This window comes from Neobacillus niacini (genome assembly GCF_036961885.1).
Taxonomy (GTDB): Bacteria; Bacillota; Bacilli; order Bacillales; family Cytobacillaceae; genus Neobacillus; species Neobacillus niacini_H.
This window is the reverse complement of sequence record NZ_JBALNQ010000062.1, coordinates 14593-30351: the sequence shown is the minus strand read 5'-3', so window position 1 is coordinate 30351 and position 15759 is coordinate 14593. Positions and strand designations below refer to the sequence as shown.

General features: G+C 37.8%; 11 protein-coding genes and 1 riboswitch. Of the genes, 3 read left to right on the top strand and 8 right to left on the bottom strand.

The window, feature by feature from the left end:
• Window positions 1-49: 49 nt before the first annotated feature.
• A complete protein-coding gene (locus tag V7124_RS22360; RefSeq protein WP_335493640.1) occupies window positions 50-817 on the bottom strand; it encodes an ABC transporter ATP-binding protein in 768 nt (255 codons plus the stop codon).
• Between the two features lie 76 nt (window positions 818-893).
• The gene (locus V7124_RS22355; protein WP_335493638.1) at window positions 894-3197 is read right to left on the bottom strand and encodes an ABC transporter permease; all 2304 of its coding nucleotides are present in this window, start codon (window positions 3195-3197) and stop codon (window positions 894-896) included.
• A 716-nt stretch (window positions 3198-3913) separates the two neighbouring features.
• Between V7124_RS22355 and V7124_RS22350 the strand changes: the two genes are divergently transcribed.
• Together V7124_RS22350 and V7124_RS22345 are read left to right on the top strand one after the other, a co-directional pair.
• On the top strand, window positions 3914-5269 hold the full coding sequence (locus V7124_RS22350; protein WP_335410097.1) for a metallophosphoesterase family protein: 1356 nt from the start codon (window positions 3914-3916) through the stop codon (window positions 5267-5269).
• A gap of 96 nt (window positions 5270-5365) precedes the next feature.
• Window positions 5366-6454 (top strand): HupE/UreJ family protein, encoded by a 1089-nt coding sequence (locus V7124_RS22345; protein ID WP_335410095.1) that lies wholly within the window; start codon window positions 5366-5368, stop codon window positions 6452-6454.
• A 928-nt stretch (window positions 6455-7382) separates the two neighbouring features.
• Here the strand turns inward: V7124_RS22345 and V7124_RS22340 are convergent.
• The 5 genes from V7124_RS22340 to V7124_RS22320 all read right to left on the bottom strand — a co-directional run bounded on the left by V7124_RS22340 (window position 7383) and on the right by V7124_RS22320 (window position 13169).
• Complete coding sequence (locus tag V7124_RS22340; RefSeq protein ID WP_335410094.1) at window positions 7383-8090, bottom strand: hypothetical protein; 708 nt, start codon at window positions 8088-8090, stop codon at window positions 7383-7385.
• Between the two features lie 180 nt (window positions 8091-8270).
• Window positions 8271-9230 (bottom strand): ABC transporter permease, encoded by a 960-nt coding sequence (locus V7124_RS22335; RefSeq protein WP_335493636.1) that lies wholly within the window; start codon window positions 9228-9230, stop codon window positions 8271-8273.
• Window positions 9230-10381: an ABC transporter permease gene (locus tag V7124_RS22330; protein WP_335419545.1), complete on the bottom strand. Its 1152-nt coding sequence runs from the start codon at window positions 10379-10381 to the stop codon at window positions 9230-9232. The genes V7124_RS22335 and V7124_RS22330 overlap by 1 nt, the downstream gene beginning before the upstream one ends.
• The gene (locus V7124_RS22325) at window positions 10374-11906 is read right to left on the bottom strand and encodes an ABC transporter ATP-binding protein (RefSeq protein ID WP_335493634.1); all 1533 of its coding nucleotides are present in this window, start codon (window positions 11904-11906) and stop codon (window positions 10374-10376) included. The genes V7124_RS22330 and V7124_RS22325 overlap by 8 nt, the downstream gene beginning before the upstream one ends.
• Before the next feature lie 111 nt (window positions 11907-12017).
• Window positions 12018-13169, bottom strand: coding sequence for a BMP family lipoprotein (locus tag V7124_RS22320; RefSeq protein WP_335419540.1), 1152 nt, complete (start codon window positions 13167-13169; stop codon window positions 12018-12020).
• A gap of 130 nt (window positions 13170-13299) precedes the next feature.
• Window positions 13300-13401, bottom strand: a riboswitch (purine riboswitch).
• A gap of 281 nt (window positions 13402-13682) precedes the next feature.
• Between V7124_RS22320 and V7124_RS22315 the strand changes: the two genes are divergently transcribed.
• A complete protein-coding gene (locus V7124_RS22315) occupies window positions 13683-14363 on the top strand; it encodes a phosphoribosylaminoimidazolesuccinocarboxamide synthase (protein WP_335419537.1) in 681 nt (226 codons plus the stop codon).
• Window positions 14364-14545: 182 nt separating this feature from the next.
• Here V7124_RS22315 and V7124_RS22310 read toward each other — a convergent pair whose 3' ends face one another.
• On the bottom strand, window positions 14546-15481 hold the full coding sequence (locus tag V7124_RS22310) for a 3-hydroxyacyl-CoA dehydrogenase family protein (RefSeq protein WP_335419535.1): 936 nt from the start codon (window positions 15479-15481) through the stop codon (window positions 14546-14548).
• Window positions 15482-15759 lie beyond the last annotated feature (278 nt).

The window sequence follows — 15759 nt, the reverse complement described above, 5'->3', positions numbered from 1 at the left end:
AAAAATTTCCTTTCACTGCACCCGCAATTATACGAATGCCAATGAAAAACTAAAATCCATTTTCCACTAACCATTTCATAATGCTTTCTTCTCTTTCCTTACTATCATTACGCTGCGCATCGTATTTTCGCATTTTCTTCTGTGCCACAAGATTTCCATCTACCATATACAATACTCTTTCGGTTTTAGCTGCCACTTTTACATCATGCGTAACGAGCATGACGGTTGTCCCTTTTTTATTAATCTCTGCAAGAATTGACATAATCTCTGCTGTCGATTTGGAATCTAATGCTCCGGTCGGTTCATCTCCAAATATGATATCCGGACTATTTATCAATGCTCTGCAAATGCCGACTCTCTGCAGCTGTCCACCAGAGCCCTGAGTGATATTATGATCTGCAAGCTTATCAATTCCTGTCATTTCCAACAGTTTTTTTGCTTTTTGATATACCGCATTTTTATCCACATCTTTTGATACAAGAGCAGGAAACATAACATTGTCAATCAATGACAGATTCTTTAATAGATTAATATCCTGAAAGATAAATCCCATGTGATTCAGCCGGAGCTTCGCCAATTCTTCTTCTACTAGTGTGCCGATTTCACTGCCTTTAAATTTCACACTGCCGGAAGTAATTCTATCCATACCGCTTATATTATATAGAAGTGTTGATTTCCCGCTTCCGGATGGCCCCATAACCGATACGAATTCACCTTCTTCTATATCTAGGTTTACATCCTTTAAGATATGAAGCTCATTTTCTTTTCCTAATTCTACTCTTTTGTTCATACCTCTTGCTTCTACTATATTGCTCATCTATATTCCTCCAATCCCATAAATTTAAACCAAGATCTAATCCGCAGAGGCATCAATCCTGACCTTTTCAGCCGTTTTAACTTCTTAAAACTACTGATAAATCATCTTCTACTGTTACCTTACAGCACATAGAAATAGTAAATCCAACGGCTACAATCAACGCTAACGGGCATAGCAACCACGTCTGCCAGGCAACATTAACCAATTCAATTTTTGCAGCTCCCATAGAGGACATTGCCATACTTACAAGAAATTCCCCTAAATAATTAGAAGCAAGCACTCCAACTATGATTCCCAATATCAGTACCATCATAGTTCCTGCCATATATTGATGTTTAATATTTTTAGAAGTTAATCCCACACTTCGCATGATGGCAATCTGAGACATATCCTTTGATAACAACATCCGAAGGAATAATGCAGTTATCAATACAGCAATGATTACTGCTATTGCGATTCCGCCTATAACAATCTGGCTCATCTGATCAATGATATTTCCAAGAGTCTGCCCAGTATATTCTTTGATATCATTTACTTGCGCAGAATCGTAAGCATCCTGGTAGTAGTCCATTTTCACACGTGTATCAACGCCCTGAGCCAAATCCATGCTCACAATATACCAAAGAACAGCCTCTTCATTTACCCCAAGACTCCTATGCGCCTTTGCTGTTTTTCCACCATTTGTAATATCTTGATAAATACCCGTGACTGATAAAGTCTGTTCTTCCCCGCCACCCCTGACGGTTACCTCATCTCCCACTTTCTTGTTTAATCCATCTTTTGACGCATTTGCATAGGAAAGTGAGATTTCACCTGTTCCCTTCGGTGCTCTCCCTTCCAGATAATTTAATGGAAATACGGAAAAATCTCCTGTTTCAATATTAATATAGTCCCAGGAACCTTCAGCGTTTTTGACCTGGTAGGAACTTGTTATGTAGGTCGCATACTTTTCAATATCTGAATCATTCTTCAGTTCTTCCTGCAGCTTTTTAAAATCTTCTCTAATCGTATCTGTCCTTCGAAGATCGATTCTCATGTCGGATTTTCCTATCCCCATGTATGTGGAAAATTCCGGTGAATTCATGGTGTTATAAATATTTAACGGAAGGATGACAATAAACGTACATACGACAAAAATAAAAAACAGTAACCTGTATAAGTTGAAACGCTTAAACACATCCCTAAGTCCCATGTAAATATTGGTGTTGAAGAATTTGTTCTTAAGAAGTGGAAAACTGTATTTTCGACTCTTTCCACGCTCCGTGATAGCCGAACGTAATGCTTCCACCGCAGAAATCTTATCGATTCTTTTCAATACATGCTGGCAGTACATAACAATCATGAAATATACAAGTAATGGAGCTATAAGCGATAGTACATATTTTAAGCTACCTGATAAATCGGAAGAGATGTAAAGTCTCATATTCCCGTTTAACAGATTTACAACTGCAAAGGACATGAGATAACCGACAATTCCGGCTGCTACTGAGATGACTCTGTATTTGTTAAGATAAACCTTTTTTATATCTTTTTTGGATATCCCAATTGCTTTCATAACACCGATTTCTCTAATATCTTCTTCAATCGTTGCTAGAAATGTAAGTCTGATACAGAGCGAAGCAATTACAATCAGCAGAATACTAATAAATATAATGATAATCGCAACTGCCATATCTGACATGGCATTAAACATCGTAAATATCTTTCCTTCAAGTATAGGACCGTTTGCCGGAAGACCCGCTTCGATATAGGCAGTCTGAACAGTAGCAGAATCCCCGTTTTCATACAGCTTGAATTCGATCAGATACTCTAGTTCCCCGGCCTGCAATTCAATCATTTCATCATAGTCATTCTGATTTATCACAAACCGTTTCGAGGAAGTAAGGGAAGAGTTCATCTCAAAATCTCTTGCATATTCAGAAATGATAAACTCTTTCTCATACCCACCGCTTTTCACTGTAATCGTATCACCTATTTTTAAGTCATGTTGTTCCATGAAATAGATGGGAACAGCAACGAAACCTTCCTTTACATCAAGCTTTTCATTATTCAGATCCAAAATAAAATCAAATTTCTTATTCTGTACAACAAAGGAAATATCCTGTATCGTTCCAGCCATCGTTTGATTTTGGCCAAAATGAATATCGCTTCCATCAATATTCTGAAGAACCATCGTCTCCTGCACCGCTATATGGTCACGGTATCGTTTTGTGAATTGGTCGATCTCTGCCTGGTCATATTCTCCAGCATGCATCACCGTAATATCAGCTGGTACTGCATTCTCCTGAAGATCTGACATCGCCTGAAACAGATTGGCAATGTTATTAATGGCACTAGCTGCCAAAATAACTGCCATCGTGATAAATACAAATACTGTCATCGTTACAATTTTGTTTCTAAGGAAATCATTCTTGACTATTTTCAAAAACATTATTTTTCTCCTTCCTGCATACTTTTTTGAATTCATATTATTCTTACATGCAGGTTTCTAAGTTGACTTCACCTAAATAAATAGTAACCACTCTAAAGTAAGCATACAAATTAATTTTTTGTAAATTAACCCGCTAGAGACCAATTCATTACTAAGTCTTCAGCCCTATTTTAGTAAGTTGACGATTGGAGATTATTAGAAAATAATCGAAATGGAGAGAAAGAAGTGGATATCTCCACGTAACGCTAGTAATGAAAAAAGAAGCTTCCCAAAAGTTCAGTGAACTTATGAGAAGCCTCTAATTTCATTATCGGAAAGGTTTCAGCACCTTTCTTCTTTAATTATCTCTACTTAGCTTTATTGCGTTTCATTTCCTCAGCTTTAAAATTTACAAACTTAGCAAAAATTTTACAAATATTTTAAAAATTAAACGGTCACAAATCTCGGCTTGGGTCCTGTTGCCTAATAATTTATCCTCGAGAGTGAAAATCTACACTCATAAATAGTAAAAGGAAGAGTAAATCCTGTCCAAAACTCGGATTTTTTGGACTATTTTCCCATTTTAACACGCTTTACCTTTTCTTTACTGCATTCATACACCCGCTAAATAACTCTATCCTATGATTGGATTGTAATACATATTCGTACAAAGGGAGATGGATTGAATGAATGTTAAGAAGATGTTCAGCACCACGAAGAGCAGAACGATTTTGCTATCAGCTTTGCTGGTTGCCGCGGTTCCGACGATGAATGTTGTCCTTGCCGACCTGACTGCAACAAAATACCCGGCTTCGGAGACGTACAAGCCTACCCCTGTTCCAGACCGTGTAATCCTGAACTGGAAAGGTGACACTGCCACTACTCAAGCTGTTACTTGGCGCACCGATACTAGCGTTATCACACCACAAGCCCAGATTGCTGTTGCTGGGGATGGCCCATCCTTCAAGCAGCAAGCGGTCACCATTAATGCCGAAAGCTCAAGTGAAGTAAAAGGAAATCAGGAGTACACTTCAAAATACCACACCGTTAACTTTGAAGATCTTAATCCGGAAACAAAGTACTTGTACCGGGTCGGAGATGGGGTCAACTGGAGCGAGTGGTTTGAATTCGAAACAGCTTCCAACCAGGCTGAGCCATTCTCCTTCCTTTATGTTGGAGACGCACAAAACGACATAAAAGAACATTGGTCCCGTGTTATCCGTAATGCCTATTCCGATATGCCTGATGCTGACTTCATCATCCACGCCGGTGACTTGATCAACCACGGGGATGCCGACGAGCAATGGGGTGAATGGTTCGAAGCTGGCGGCTGGATCAATGGCATGGTTCCTAGCATTGCCGCTCCAGGCAACCACGAATACTCAAAAATCGTCAAAGGAGCACCAAAGGGACTTTCCCAATACTGGAACCCACAATTTGCTTTTCCTGAAAATGGACCTGCTGAACTAAAGGAAAACGTCTATTACACCGATTATCAAGGCATGCGTATCGTTACCCTTGATACGAACCTTCGTGGTGAAAACCTAGACAAGCAAGTAGCTTGGCTAGAAGAAATCCTAACCAATAATCCGAACAAGTGGACCGTTCTGACATTCCACCATCCGATTTTCTCGACTTCTCCTGGTCGAGATAACCAAGAAGTCCGTGACAAGCTACTTCCTGTCATCGAAAAGCACAGTGTCGATCTCGTTCTTCAAGGACATGACCACAGCTACGCCCGCGGTATGGTAACCAATGTTTCAGAAGGAACAAATGCAATGAGCGAAAAAGCCGACACCGTATTCGTTGTCTCTGTTTCCGGTCCTAAGATGTACGACACTACAACGAAAAATTGGGATGATAATGGTGCCGAAGTGAAAAAAGCAAGCAAGGATACACAGCATTATCAGCTAGTTACGGTTGACGGAAACAAACTTTCCTATGAAGCCCGTACTGCCACTGGCGAATTGTATGATGCTTTCGACATCAACAAAACCCCAAGCGGTGAGAAGCAAATAAAAGAGATTAAAACAGCAAAGTAATAGAAAACGGGGATGGAGATGGATCACTATGATACCATCTCCATTCCCCTGTTTTCCAAAGGAACATTTTTTAAATAGGAAGGAGTACCACCTTATATGAAACAACTACTTACTCTGAATTCTTTCATCCTTTTATTCGTACTCTTACTGACAAGCTTCCTTCCAACTAAGGCAAGTGCCCACGCCAACAGCTACGGCTACATGGACGTTCAGGACGGATCCGATAGAGTTGAAATAGACCTAGCTCTTGATTTTTCTGAGCTTGCTGGGGCATTCGGGTTTATTGCTGCCTTTGAATCCGCAGATTCGATACAGAAAATGGAAGAAGTACTATCCCAAAATGAAGAAACCCTTACGAATTACATAACTGTAGGCATGCATGTTTACCGTGACGAACTTATTTGCGAACCGCAAGTGACCGGGACAAACGTCAGCATGACAAGCGACAACTATCCCCTCGCACACTTCCAAATGGAGTACCCCTGCGGTGGTGAATCAACCCGCATCGCATATGAGTTATTTGTCGATGATATCAACCGTTCACACATCAACTTTGCTACCATCGAAGGCGAAAAAGGAACCCAAGAATTCACGTTTACCATTGCCGAACGTGAATTAGTCATCGGCGATCGGAACTGGCTTCGTCAGGCTTCGAACTTTGTCATCCTTGGAATTCAGCATATACTTACAGGCTATGATCATATTTTATTCGTGCTGTGCCTGATCCTCCCAGCGGCTATTTCACTCGGTCGTGTCGTTGAGGTTGTCACCGCTTTTACGCTGGGCCATAGCATTACTCTTGGCCTTGCAACACTCGGCATCGTTTCACTTCCTAGCCAATTGGTAGAGGCAGCGATTGCTCTCAGCATCGTTTTTGTCGCAATCGAAAACATGACTAAGTGGAAATTGAAAAAACGCTGGATCATCACCCTTTTGTTCGGCCTCATTCACGGCTTCGGATTTGCCGGAATCTTACAGGAAATGCAGCTCTCCAGCAGCACCGTTGCGTCATCGTTGCTCTTTTTCAACCTTGGTGTCGAAATCGGCCAGATCGCCATTATCGCACTCGTCTTTCCATTGCTTGTCATGGCCAGAAAGTACAAACGTTTTCCCGCTTTCGTCACAACCAGCTCCACCCTTATCATGGCCATGGGCCTCTTCTGGTTCGTCCAGCGCCTTGGTTAAATGATAGAAGCACAATAAAGGTGACAGGCACCATCCAAAATGATGGTGCCTGTCACCTTATTTAGAACCATGATCGTGATCCTTCTCCACCATTATTACTACATCCTCATTCTCGACAATAATCTTCCTAAAATGGAGGAATAAACATTGGTGTGACAGCATTTAAATCATTTTTAATCAAACGTTTGATTAGCATCTATTCAACTAATTAATCGTTTGATTAAATAGAGCGTAAACCCTTTGAATAAACGAACTTTTGACTATTTTCAAGAGAATTAATTGTCGTATAAAAGTTGTGGTTGTTAACAATCATCTTCAAAACTGACAATAGAAACTAGCGAAATACATATTATCACAAATAAAAACAGGTTGTTCTACCAATTAAACGTTTGATTGAAAGTGCAGTAAATCCTTTTAAACCAAGTTTTATCCTGTTTTCTAGAAAAATTTATTGTCGAAGAAAACTCTTGTTTTTCTAATATAGGTAATTAACTTTTTTCATTGGATTGCGTTAGCAAAATGTTTGTATATCACTTTTCTTGTATATTTAAATGCTTCAATTTTTGTCGATATCTACTCATTATTTGTAGATATTTCCCGGGAATTGTTGAAATTTAAAACATAATGATTTCTTTTTACTGATTGGGGTTGGGATTGAGGGGTAGATTTCAAATGTATCGGGTATCGAAATTTCCGTGGTTACTTCTAATCTTTCTTTTAATTCATACACACGTTCTTTAAATGTATCATCTCTAAGTTCTTATCCATATCGGGTAGCGATATGCGCTCTATTATCGGATTGAACAAAGCGCTATGAAATTACAAGGTGTATCGCCCGGCGATATGAATCAAAAAAAAGAGCTGTCCCTCCCAGCCCCTTTCTTGAGGAGCACGATTAAGCTTAAAAACCTTAATCAGGCTCCTTACCTTATTTACGAAACACGGAGAAAATCCCTCCCCATTTTCCTTTAGGTTTTTGTATCGCTTCTTCTAAACGTTTATTAAAATCATTTTGTGAATTCCATTCTTTTGTCTGTTCGTCCCGTAACTTTTGTATCTCTTTTTGTAAGAGTTCACTTTTTTGTTTTTCCTGTTGAAGCAATGTTTCGTATTGGATATTTTGTTGTTCAGCTAATTTTTCAATTTTAGCACTAGATTTTTGCGCTGCATTTCCAATACTAGAACTTATAACATGATGATCTTGCTGGAGTCGAGAAACCTTTGTTTTAAGCTCTGACATATCGCTTTTCAGTTGGATGTTCATTTCACGTGTGGCTGCGAGTTCATTGACTAAAAATGTAAAGAACTCTTTTAATTGATTCGGGTCATACGGTAAATTTTCATATGTATCGGTTATCGCAATCTCTATTTCATTGGATTCTTCTAATCTTTCTTTTTGTTGATCCACAAGGTCTTTAGCTGTATCGTCTAGAGGCTTGGATGTATCGCGCAGCGCTATAAGCGCTCCAATGTCAGATTGAACAAAGATACGTCGATCGCCATCTTTCAAGAACACATATCCATTCCGCTCTAAGATTTGGCCATACTTTCGAACAGTAGGAGTTGCAATCCCTACTTCTTCTGCCACTTCCTTGGTAGAATATGCTCGTTCATTCGGTTGTATATCACGTCGCATAGCGAACCCCCCTTATCTATTAAATATGACTGTTTTTAGATATATTTACAAGTTATATCGCCATGCGATACGATACGAAACAAAAAAAAGCCGATTTTCATCTGCAAAAAGGCTTTCCATAAGTTCAGTGAACTTATGGAAAGCCTCTTTCATTGTTTTTTGTGGTCTTAGATAAGTTAACTATCTCTTTCCTTTATCATAAATTTCGCCTAATGCTCTAGGAGCACGATTTGATTTAGAGAAAAAGATTAATAACAATAACGTTAATACATACGGTAAAATCATGAATAAATCGGTGAAACTACTTGGTAATGCCATTGACTGAGCAATAAACGCTCCCCCAGATTTTGCAAAACCAAATAAAAGACAAGCAGCTAATGTAGGGAGAATCCTCCAATTACCAAAAATCAATGCAGCAATAGCTAAGAATCCATATCCCATATAAATATTTGAAGAAAAGTTAGCTGAAATGGAATAGGCAAAACATATGCCGCCCAGACCTGATAATAGACCCGAAATTAGAACCGCAGAAAACCTAATTTTTGATACATTAACACCCGCCGCATCAACCGAATGGGGATTTTCCCCGCTCGCTCTCAAGCGCATGCCAAATTTTGTTTTATATAAAAGATACCACGCAAAAAAGGCAATCACGATGATAATCACTTCGAAGGGATACACATTTGTAAAGACGGCGCCAATCACTGGTATATTGGCTAAACCTTCAATTGTAAACCGTTCGGATACACCTAATCGAAACTTGTCCGAAGCCGCTCCAAATACAATTGCATTTATTTGTGTTGTTAAGAACGTTGTTAGTGCTAAAGCCAAAATATTAATCACGACACCGCTAATAACTTGATCTGCCTTAAATTTAATACTTAGTACAGCATGAATAACGGAAAAAGCCATCCCGCCAATCATTGCAAATAGTAACGACACGTAAAATAGATTTTGAATATCTGTGCCAGTAGCATGGGCGATTAAAACAGCTGACAGCGCTCCGATGAAAGCCCCAAACCCTTGAAAGCCTTCAAGCGCTAAATTGGTAATACCACTCTTTTCACTATATATTCCGCCTATTGCCATAATAAAAAGAGGCAGAGCAAAGGATAATCCATCAATAATTATCGTATCCATTATGATTCACTCTCCTTTTGATCCACTTCTTTTTCCTTCAAGCGGCTGACTTTATGTTTCAAGTATGCACCACAAGCACTAAATAAAAGGATTAACCCGATGATAACTGAAGAAATTTCTTGTCTAATTCCAGCCTGTGAACTCATATATGTGCTTCCCTGGTCGATAATTGATATTAAAAATGATGAAAATATAACACCAATTGGATGAGAGTTTCCTAATAGAGATACAGCGATGGAATCAAAACCGATACTTGATAATACTTTTGGCTGTATGGAAGAAAAATAACCTAAATAATAAGTGACACCTGCAAGACCAGCCAATCCTCCTGAAATAACCATGGCTAAGACGGTATTTCTTCCGACATTAATTCCTGCATATTTAGCTGCATTGCGGTTGGAACCTACCGCTTTAATTTCAAAACCAACCACTGTTTTGTCCATGACAAACTTTAATAAAATAGCAATAATGATGGCTAAAATAAATCCCAATGGAATATCCATTTTCAAGTTGGCTATTTCAACATTTACTAAAGTTAATCTTGCTGCTTCTGAAATATATTTCGATTGTCTTGAAACAGGATCAATATAATACATTTGAATGAAAAAGCTTATGACATATTGTGCAATATAATTTAACATAATCGTAGAGACTACTTCATTAATGTTAAATTTATATTTTAGCCACCCTACTAATCCTCCCATTAATCCTCCAGCGACCATTCCGATTACCAACACAAGCGGCTTTGCGATTATCGCATCCAAACCACTGTAGCCAACGACAATCGTCGCTAAAAAACCAGAAACAAGCATTTGGCCAGAAACCCCAATATTAAATAGACCCGCTTTAAACGCAACAGCGACTGCCAAACTGGCAAATACAAGCGGCGTCATGGCATTTAGCAAACTCAAAAAATCAGTCAGCATGCTCTTATAGCCGGCATAAGAAGGCTTAGGCAAAATACCTGCTCCTTGGAATAAGTTGTAAAACGCCTGTAAGGGATTTTTACCTATTAACAGGATAACAATAGCCGCAGCAATAAAACTTATTAGTATTGAAACAATTGGAATGGAGATGGGCTGCCATTTCTCATTACTCATTGGTCGAATTAGATTATAACGTAAGCTTTTTATCTTTTTATCTTTACTCATGCTTTGCCCCCATCATATATTCGCCAACTTCATTCGTCGTTAACGATTCACTGCTGGCGATTTTTTGAAGTCGGCCATTATAGATAACTCCAATGGTATCCGCTACATTCATAATTTCATCTAACTCCAATGAAATAAGTAAGATTGCTTTTCCTTGATCTCGTTCGTGGATCATCATTTTATGAATATTTTCAATCGCACCAATATCTACTCCTCGTGTTGGCTGAACGAAAATCATGAGCGGCGATTGTAATTCGATTTCACGAGCAATAATTGCTTTTTGCTGATTACCGCCACTCATCGAACGAACTTGCGTCTTGGTACCTTGTCCACTTCTAATATCGTATTTATCAATCAACTTACTGCCAAATTGCTCAAATTCCTCTTTATTTAAGACTCCTTTACTAGAAAGGGGCTCCCTGTAGTACTGTTTTAATGCTAAATTTGTTGATAACTCAAAATCCAATACTAGTCCAAAGCTTTGTCGATCTTCTGGGATATAAGATATTCCCATTTCTGTTCTGTTTCTTATACTTTCATTGGTAATGTCCTTACCCTCAAGGAATATTTTCCCACCGTTAACCTTTGTTAATCCGGCAATGGCATCCGCTATTTCGACTTGTCCATTATCTGCGACTCCAGCGATAGCAAATATTTCACCACTATGAATGGTAAAAGATACATCTTTAACGACTTCAAAACCATCTTCATTTTTAACGGTTAAATGTTCTACCTTCAATACTTCCTCTTTCATTACAGCAGGGGCTTTATCAGATTCGAAATTTACTTCCCTGCCAACCATGAGTTGAGCCATTTGCTTGGTAGATGTTTCCTTTACATCCAACATACCAACTAATTTACCCTTATTCAAAACAGCACATCGATCAGCTACTTTTTTAATTTCCTCTAGTTTATGTGTAATTAATATGATTGTTTTTCCACCGTTTCGCAGACCTTCGATAATACCGAGCAAGAAATCAATTTCTTGTGGCGTTAAGACGGCCGTTGGTTCGTCAAAAATAAGGATTTCTGCTTCACGATAAAGCACCTTTAAAATTTCCACCCGTTGCTGCATGGAAACAGTAAGATCAGCTATTTTTTTCGTAGGGTCCACTTCTAAGCCGAAGTTTTTAGACAGTTCTTCAATTTTCCGATTGGCATTTCGAATATCTACGTATGGAAAGAGACCTGCAAATTTTTTGATTGGCTCTACTCCTAAGATAATATTCTCAGTAATCGTATAATCAGAGACGAGCTTAAAATGCTGATGGACCATTCCTATGTTAAGCTTTGCGGCATGATTGGGTGAGCTAATTTGAACTTTCTTACCCCGAATATAAACTTCTCCTTCATCCGGTTCGTACATGCCACCTAGAATACTCATTAGAGTTGATTTACCTGCACCATTTTCACCAAGCAAGGCAAAAATTTCTCCTTTTTTAATGCCAATGGATACATCATCGTTTGCCACTATTCCAGGAAATCGTTTGGTTATATGTTTCATTTCTACAATATAATCAGACATCTTTTGTCTCCTCTATCGTGAAAAATAAGTTAAAAGAAGTTCATCATTCCCTGGTTTTTAGGAAATGATAAACTTCTATGTTTCATGTCAGTATTGTGTTTCTATTTAGTGTTACAACCCTGGAAACTTTTCTGGAGTATGCCCATTAAAGTTAGATGCAGGTACAATTTTTCCTTCTTTAACTAATTGATATGTTTCATTAAGCTTGTTCAATGTATCCTCTGATAATTGATGACGCCCTTCTTCTTTTACAAAACCGGTTGAATCTGTATCTGCATGAAGAACGACATTTCCACCTTTAAAGCTTCCATCAACAACAGAATTTAATGCCTTTTCAATATTCATACCCATGAATTTGACTCCAGATGTTAATACGATATTTTCGGATCCATTTACACCTTCATCAAATTGGTCAACATCCACACCAATTACCTTTACGTCACCTTTAGCTTCTTTAACTGCTGTGAATACACCATTTCCAGTACCACCAGCTGCAACAAACATTATATCTACACCTTGTTTAATTAACGCATTTCCGATAACTTTTCCTGTTGCTTCATCTGCAAAAGATCCTGCATAGTTACCGCCAACATCAGCACCTTCTACATCAATCCCTGCATAACCTGATAATTCAACAAGTTCAACATTTTTCCCAAATACCTTATTAGCATAATTTACACCTGATTCAAATCCAAATTGATAATTTACATTTGAAGGATAAGCTATACCATTTACAACCGCTACTTTATTTGATTTTGTTTCTAATGCTGCAGCCATTCCTGCAAAAAAGCCGCTTTCTTGTTCAGCAAAATTCATCGCATATATATTGTCAAACTTTTTCTGGTCACCTACAGGTGCGGGCTCAGAGTCGTTTAAAATAAATATTTTATCAGGGTTTTCTACAGCAATACTAGAAACTCCAGCAAATTGGAACCCAGGTGTTACAATTACATCGTAATCCGCCACAATATCAGCAACAGCTTGTACAGCCGCGGCAGGATCACCCGTTTCTTCTTTAACAGCTTTTACTGTTGCTGTTGGATGCTTCTCAATAAAACTCAAAATACCATTATAGTTATCTTCATTAAAGTTACCATCATCAACGCCTGAAGGGCTGGTTACAATGGCAATTTTTAATCCTTCTTCACCTTTTTCAGACTTAGCTTCATTGTCTTTAGCTGAGTCATTTCCGCAAGCTGCCATAACAGCAGTCATTAAAGAAATGAATAATACCATTACTATTTTCTTTGTACTTTTTTTCATAAAAGTTTTCCTCCTCTGTAAATCATGTTGAATGGTCGTTTGTGTAAAAATCAAAAAAAGCACCGAGTTACACCGGTGCTTGACGTTAGGAGGGTAGATATATAGAAATAACAAATAAGAGTTAATCCTATATTTATATACACAACCTCGTAGTCAAGCTATTAACGGTAGCTTGGTAGAAACTCTAGGGCCATATCCCTAATATTATACGAGAATAATATTTAATTTTTACTAACTCATAGTAACATCGAAAATTAACACTGTCAACAAACACGTATGTTTTTTAAAAATTAACATTTATTATACGTGTTTTGGGCGATTGGTTTAAATAAGGGGATGAACCACAAGTATTCATTTCAATAAATCCTATCTTTGCTATCTGTTAAGAATGAGGATACTATCCTAAATGTTTTTATAATTTTGTAAATCATGTAATAATAAATTATTGCTTTATGATATTTAGAAGCATGCTATTCCAATTTAATAGTAAAAAATCGTAAAGGAGATCTGAACATGAAGCATATTTATACAGGAAAAACAAAAGATGTTTATGAATTAGAGGATGGCAACTACCTCCTTCAATTTAAAGATGATGTTACCGGTGTTGACGGTGTGTTTGATCCAGGTGCCAATTCGGTTGGTTTGACAATCGAAGGAGCTGGACGCTCAGGATTAAAGCTTACCAAATACTTTTTTGAAGAATTAAAAGAAAAAGGAATCCCCACTCATTATGTTGATGCTGATATCGAAAAGGCGACAATGACTGTAAAACCTGCTGAAGTTTTTGGAAAAGGGCTTGAAGTCATTTGCCGCTACCGAGCAGTAGGAAGCTTTTTACGTAGATACGGATTATATGCTGAAGAAGGGCAGCCACTAGATGCTTTCGTCGAAGTGACCATTAAGGACGATGAACGCGAAGACCCGCCAATTAGTGAAGATGCATTGGATATGCTTGGTATCTTATCTAAAGATGAATATAAAGTATTAAAAGAATTAACACAACAAATCGGAAACGTCGTTAAAGAGGAACTTGCTAAAAAGGACATTGAGTTATACGATATTAAATTCGAATTTGGTCGTACAGGTGAAGAAAAACAAATCGTTCTGATTGATGAAATCTCCGGCGGTAACATGCGTGCTTATAAAGATGGAAAATATATCGAACCATTAGAATTAGAAAAATTGTTCTTATAAGCAACCAATCATATTTGTTAAATAAGGAGACAAGCCCATTATCCTGCCGTTTGTCATCATTTATAATGAGTTGAAAAAAACACTCCTCTTAAAACAAAAAGAACGAATTCCGTCGGGTATTCGTTCTTTTAAAGTATAATCAGGCTAACTCTAACTCTTTTCGTTGCTTTAATAGGTAAGATTTACGTGTTCTTTATTTTAGCTAATCTAACAAAATTTTCATCTCTTTGTCTAATTTTCTGTTGAATTTCTTCATCACCAGCGTATGTAAATAACCCACTACCTGTTTTGATTCCTAGATTTCCACTTTGGACTTTATCCTCAACAAAGGCTGGAATCTTTATCTCCTTTGATAATTCTGGGGCAAGATTTTCCACTACACTCTTCCAAATGTCAAGTCCTCCAAAATCAGCGGTTTCTAATGGACCGATAAATGACCATCTGAATCCTGGACCATCGGTAATGGCTGAATCAATATCTTCTGCGGAAGCAATCCCTTCATCCAGTAAGTAAAAGGCTTCCCGGACTAGTGCTGCTTGCAAGCGATTGGCAATGAAACCAGGGATATCTTTTTTCAGAACTACTGGTTTTTTTCCTATACTTTTCAGTATTTTCACGGTTCGGTTAATAATTTCTTGTGGAGTATCAGGTCCCTTCACCACTTCCACTAACGGAACAATCTGAGCTGGATTGAAGAAATGAGTGATAATTAATCGGTCTTTCTTCTGAATCCCTTCTGATAATTGTCTTAATGAAAATGTCGAAGTATTAGAGGCAATAACGGTATCATCCTCGATTAATTCTTCCAACTGATTGAACAAGCTAAATTTAATATCTAAATTCTCTGAAGCAGCCTCGGTAACAAAGGTTGTATCCTTAACAGCCTCTTCTAAATTAGTCGTTATAAAAACATGTGATAAAGCGCTTTCTTTTTCCTTTTCACCAATAACTCCTTCTTGGATTAGCATATTTAAATTCGTTGAAATTCTGGTGACCGCATTAGTTAAAAATTCAGCTTTAATATCATATAAAAAAACATTATATCCTGCCTGAGCATAAAGTTGAGCAATTCCATGCCCCATTGTACCTGCACCTAATACAGTAACTTTTTCAGCCATAGTACCCCGCCTTTGTTAATATTTACTAATCTATTTTTATTTTACTATAAATCTATTAATACAAGAAGCATTTGTAGCAGTAACCCATAGCTAAAGCTAGGGTGTGTAATAATATTGCTTATGAAGCAAAACCTGACAGAGGCAAGGTTGATTAGGATGTGAACAATAAAAAATGAAAGATAGTTAGCGAATCATGCTAACTATCTTTTTTCATCTACAATATAGGATACTATTTTGATACACTTCAATAGTTGCTAAAAAAAATATTGACATCGTTT

Bases quoted from the DNA above. Each gene is read 5' to 3' on its own strand.
- V7124_RS22360 (WP_335493640.1), bottom strand. From the start codon at position 817: ATGAGCAATATAGTAGAAGCAAGAGGTATGAACAAAAGAGTAGAATTA.
- V7124_RS22355 (WP_335493638.1), bottom strand. From the start codon at position 3,197: ATGACAGTATTTGTATTTATCACGATGGCAGTTATTTTGGCAGCTAGT.
- V7124_RS22350 (WP_335410097.1), top strand. From the start codon at position 3,914: ATGAATGTTAAGAAGATGTTCAGCACCACGAAGAGCAGAACGATTTTG.
- V7124_RS22345 (WP_335410095.1), top strand. From the start codon at position 5,366: ATGAAACAACTACTTACTCTGAATTCTTTCATCCTTTTATTCGTACTC.
- V7124_RS22340 (WP_335410094.1), bottom strand. From the start codon at position 8,090: ATGCGACGTGATATACAACCGAATGAACGAGCATATTCTACCAAGGAA.
- V7124_RS22335 (WP_335493636.1), bottom strand. From the start codon at position 9,230: ATGGATACGATAATTATTGATGGATTATCCTTTGCTCTGCCTCTTTTT.
- V7124_RS22330 (WP_335419545.1), bottom strand. From the start codon at position 10,381: ATGAGTAAAGATAAAAAGATAAAAAGCTTACGTTATAATCTAATTCGA.
- V7124_RS22325 (WP_335493634.1), bottom strand. From the start codon at position 11,906: ATGTCTGATTATATTGTAGAAATGAAACATATAACCAAACGATTTCCT.
- V7124_RS22320 (WP_335419540.1), bottom strand. From the start codon at position 13,169: ATGAAAAAAAGTACAAAGAAAATAGTAATGGTATTATTCATTTCTTTA.
- V7124_RS22315 (WP_335419537.1), top strand. From the start codon at position 13,683: ATGAAGCATATTTATACAGGAAAAACAAAAGATGTTTATGAATTAGAG.
- V7124_RS22310 (WP_335419535.1), bottom strand. From the start codon at position 15,481: ATGGCTGAAAAAGTTACTGTATTAGGTGCAGGTACAATGGGGCATGGA.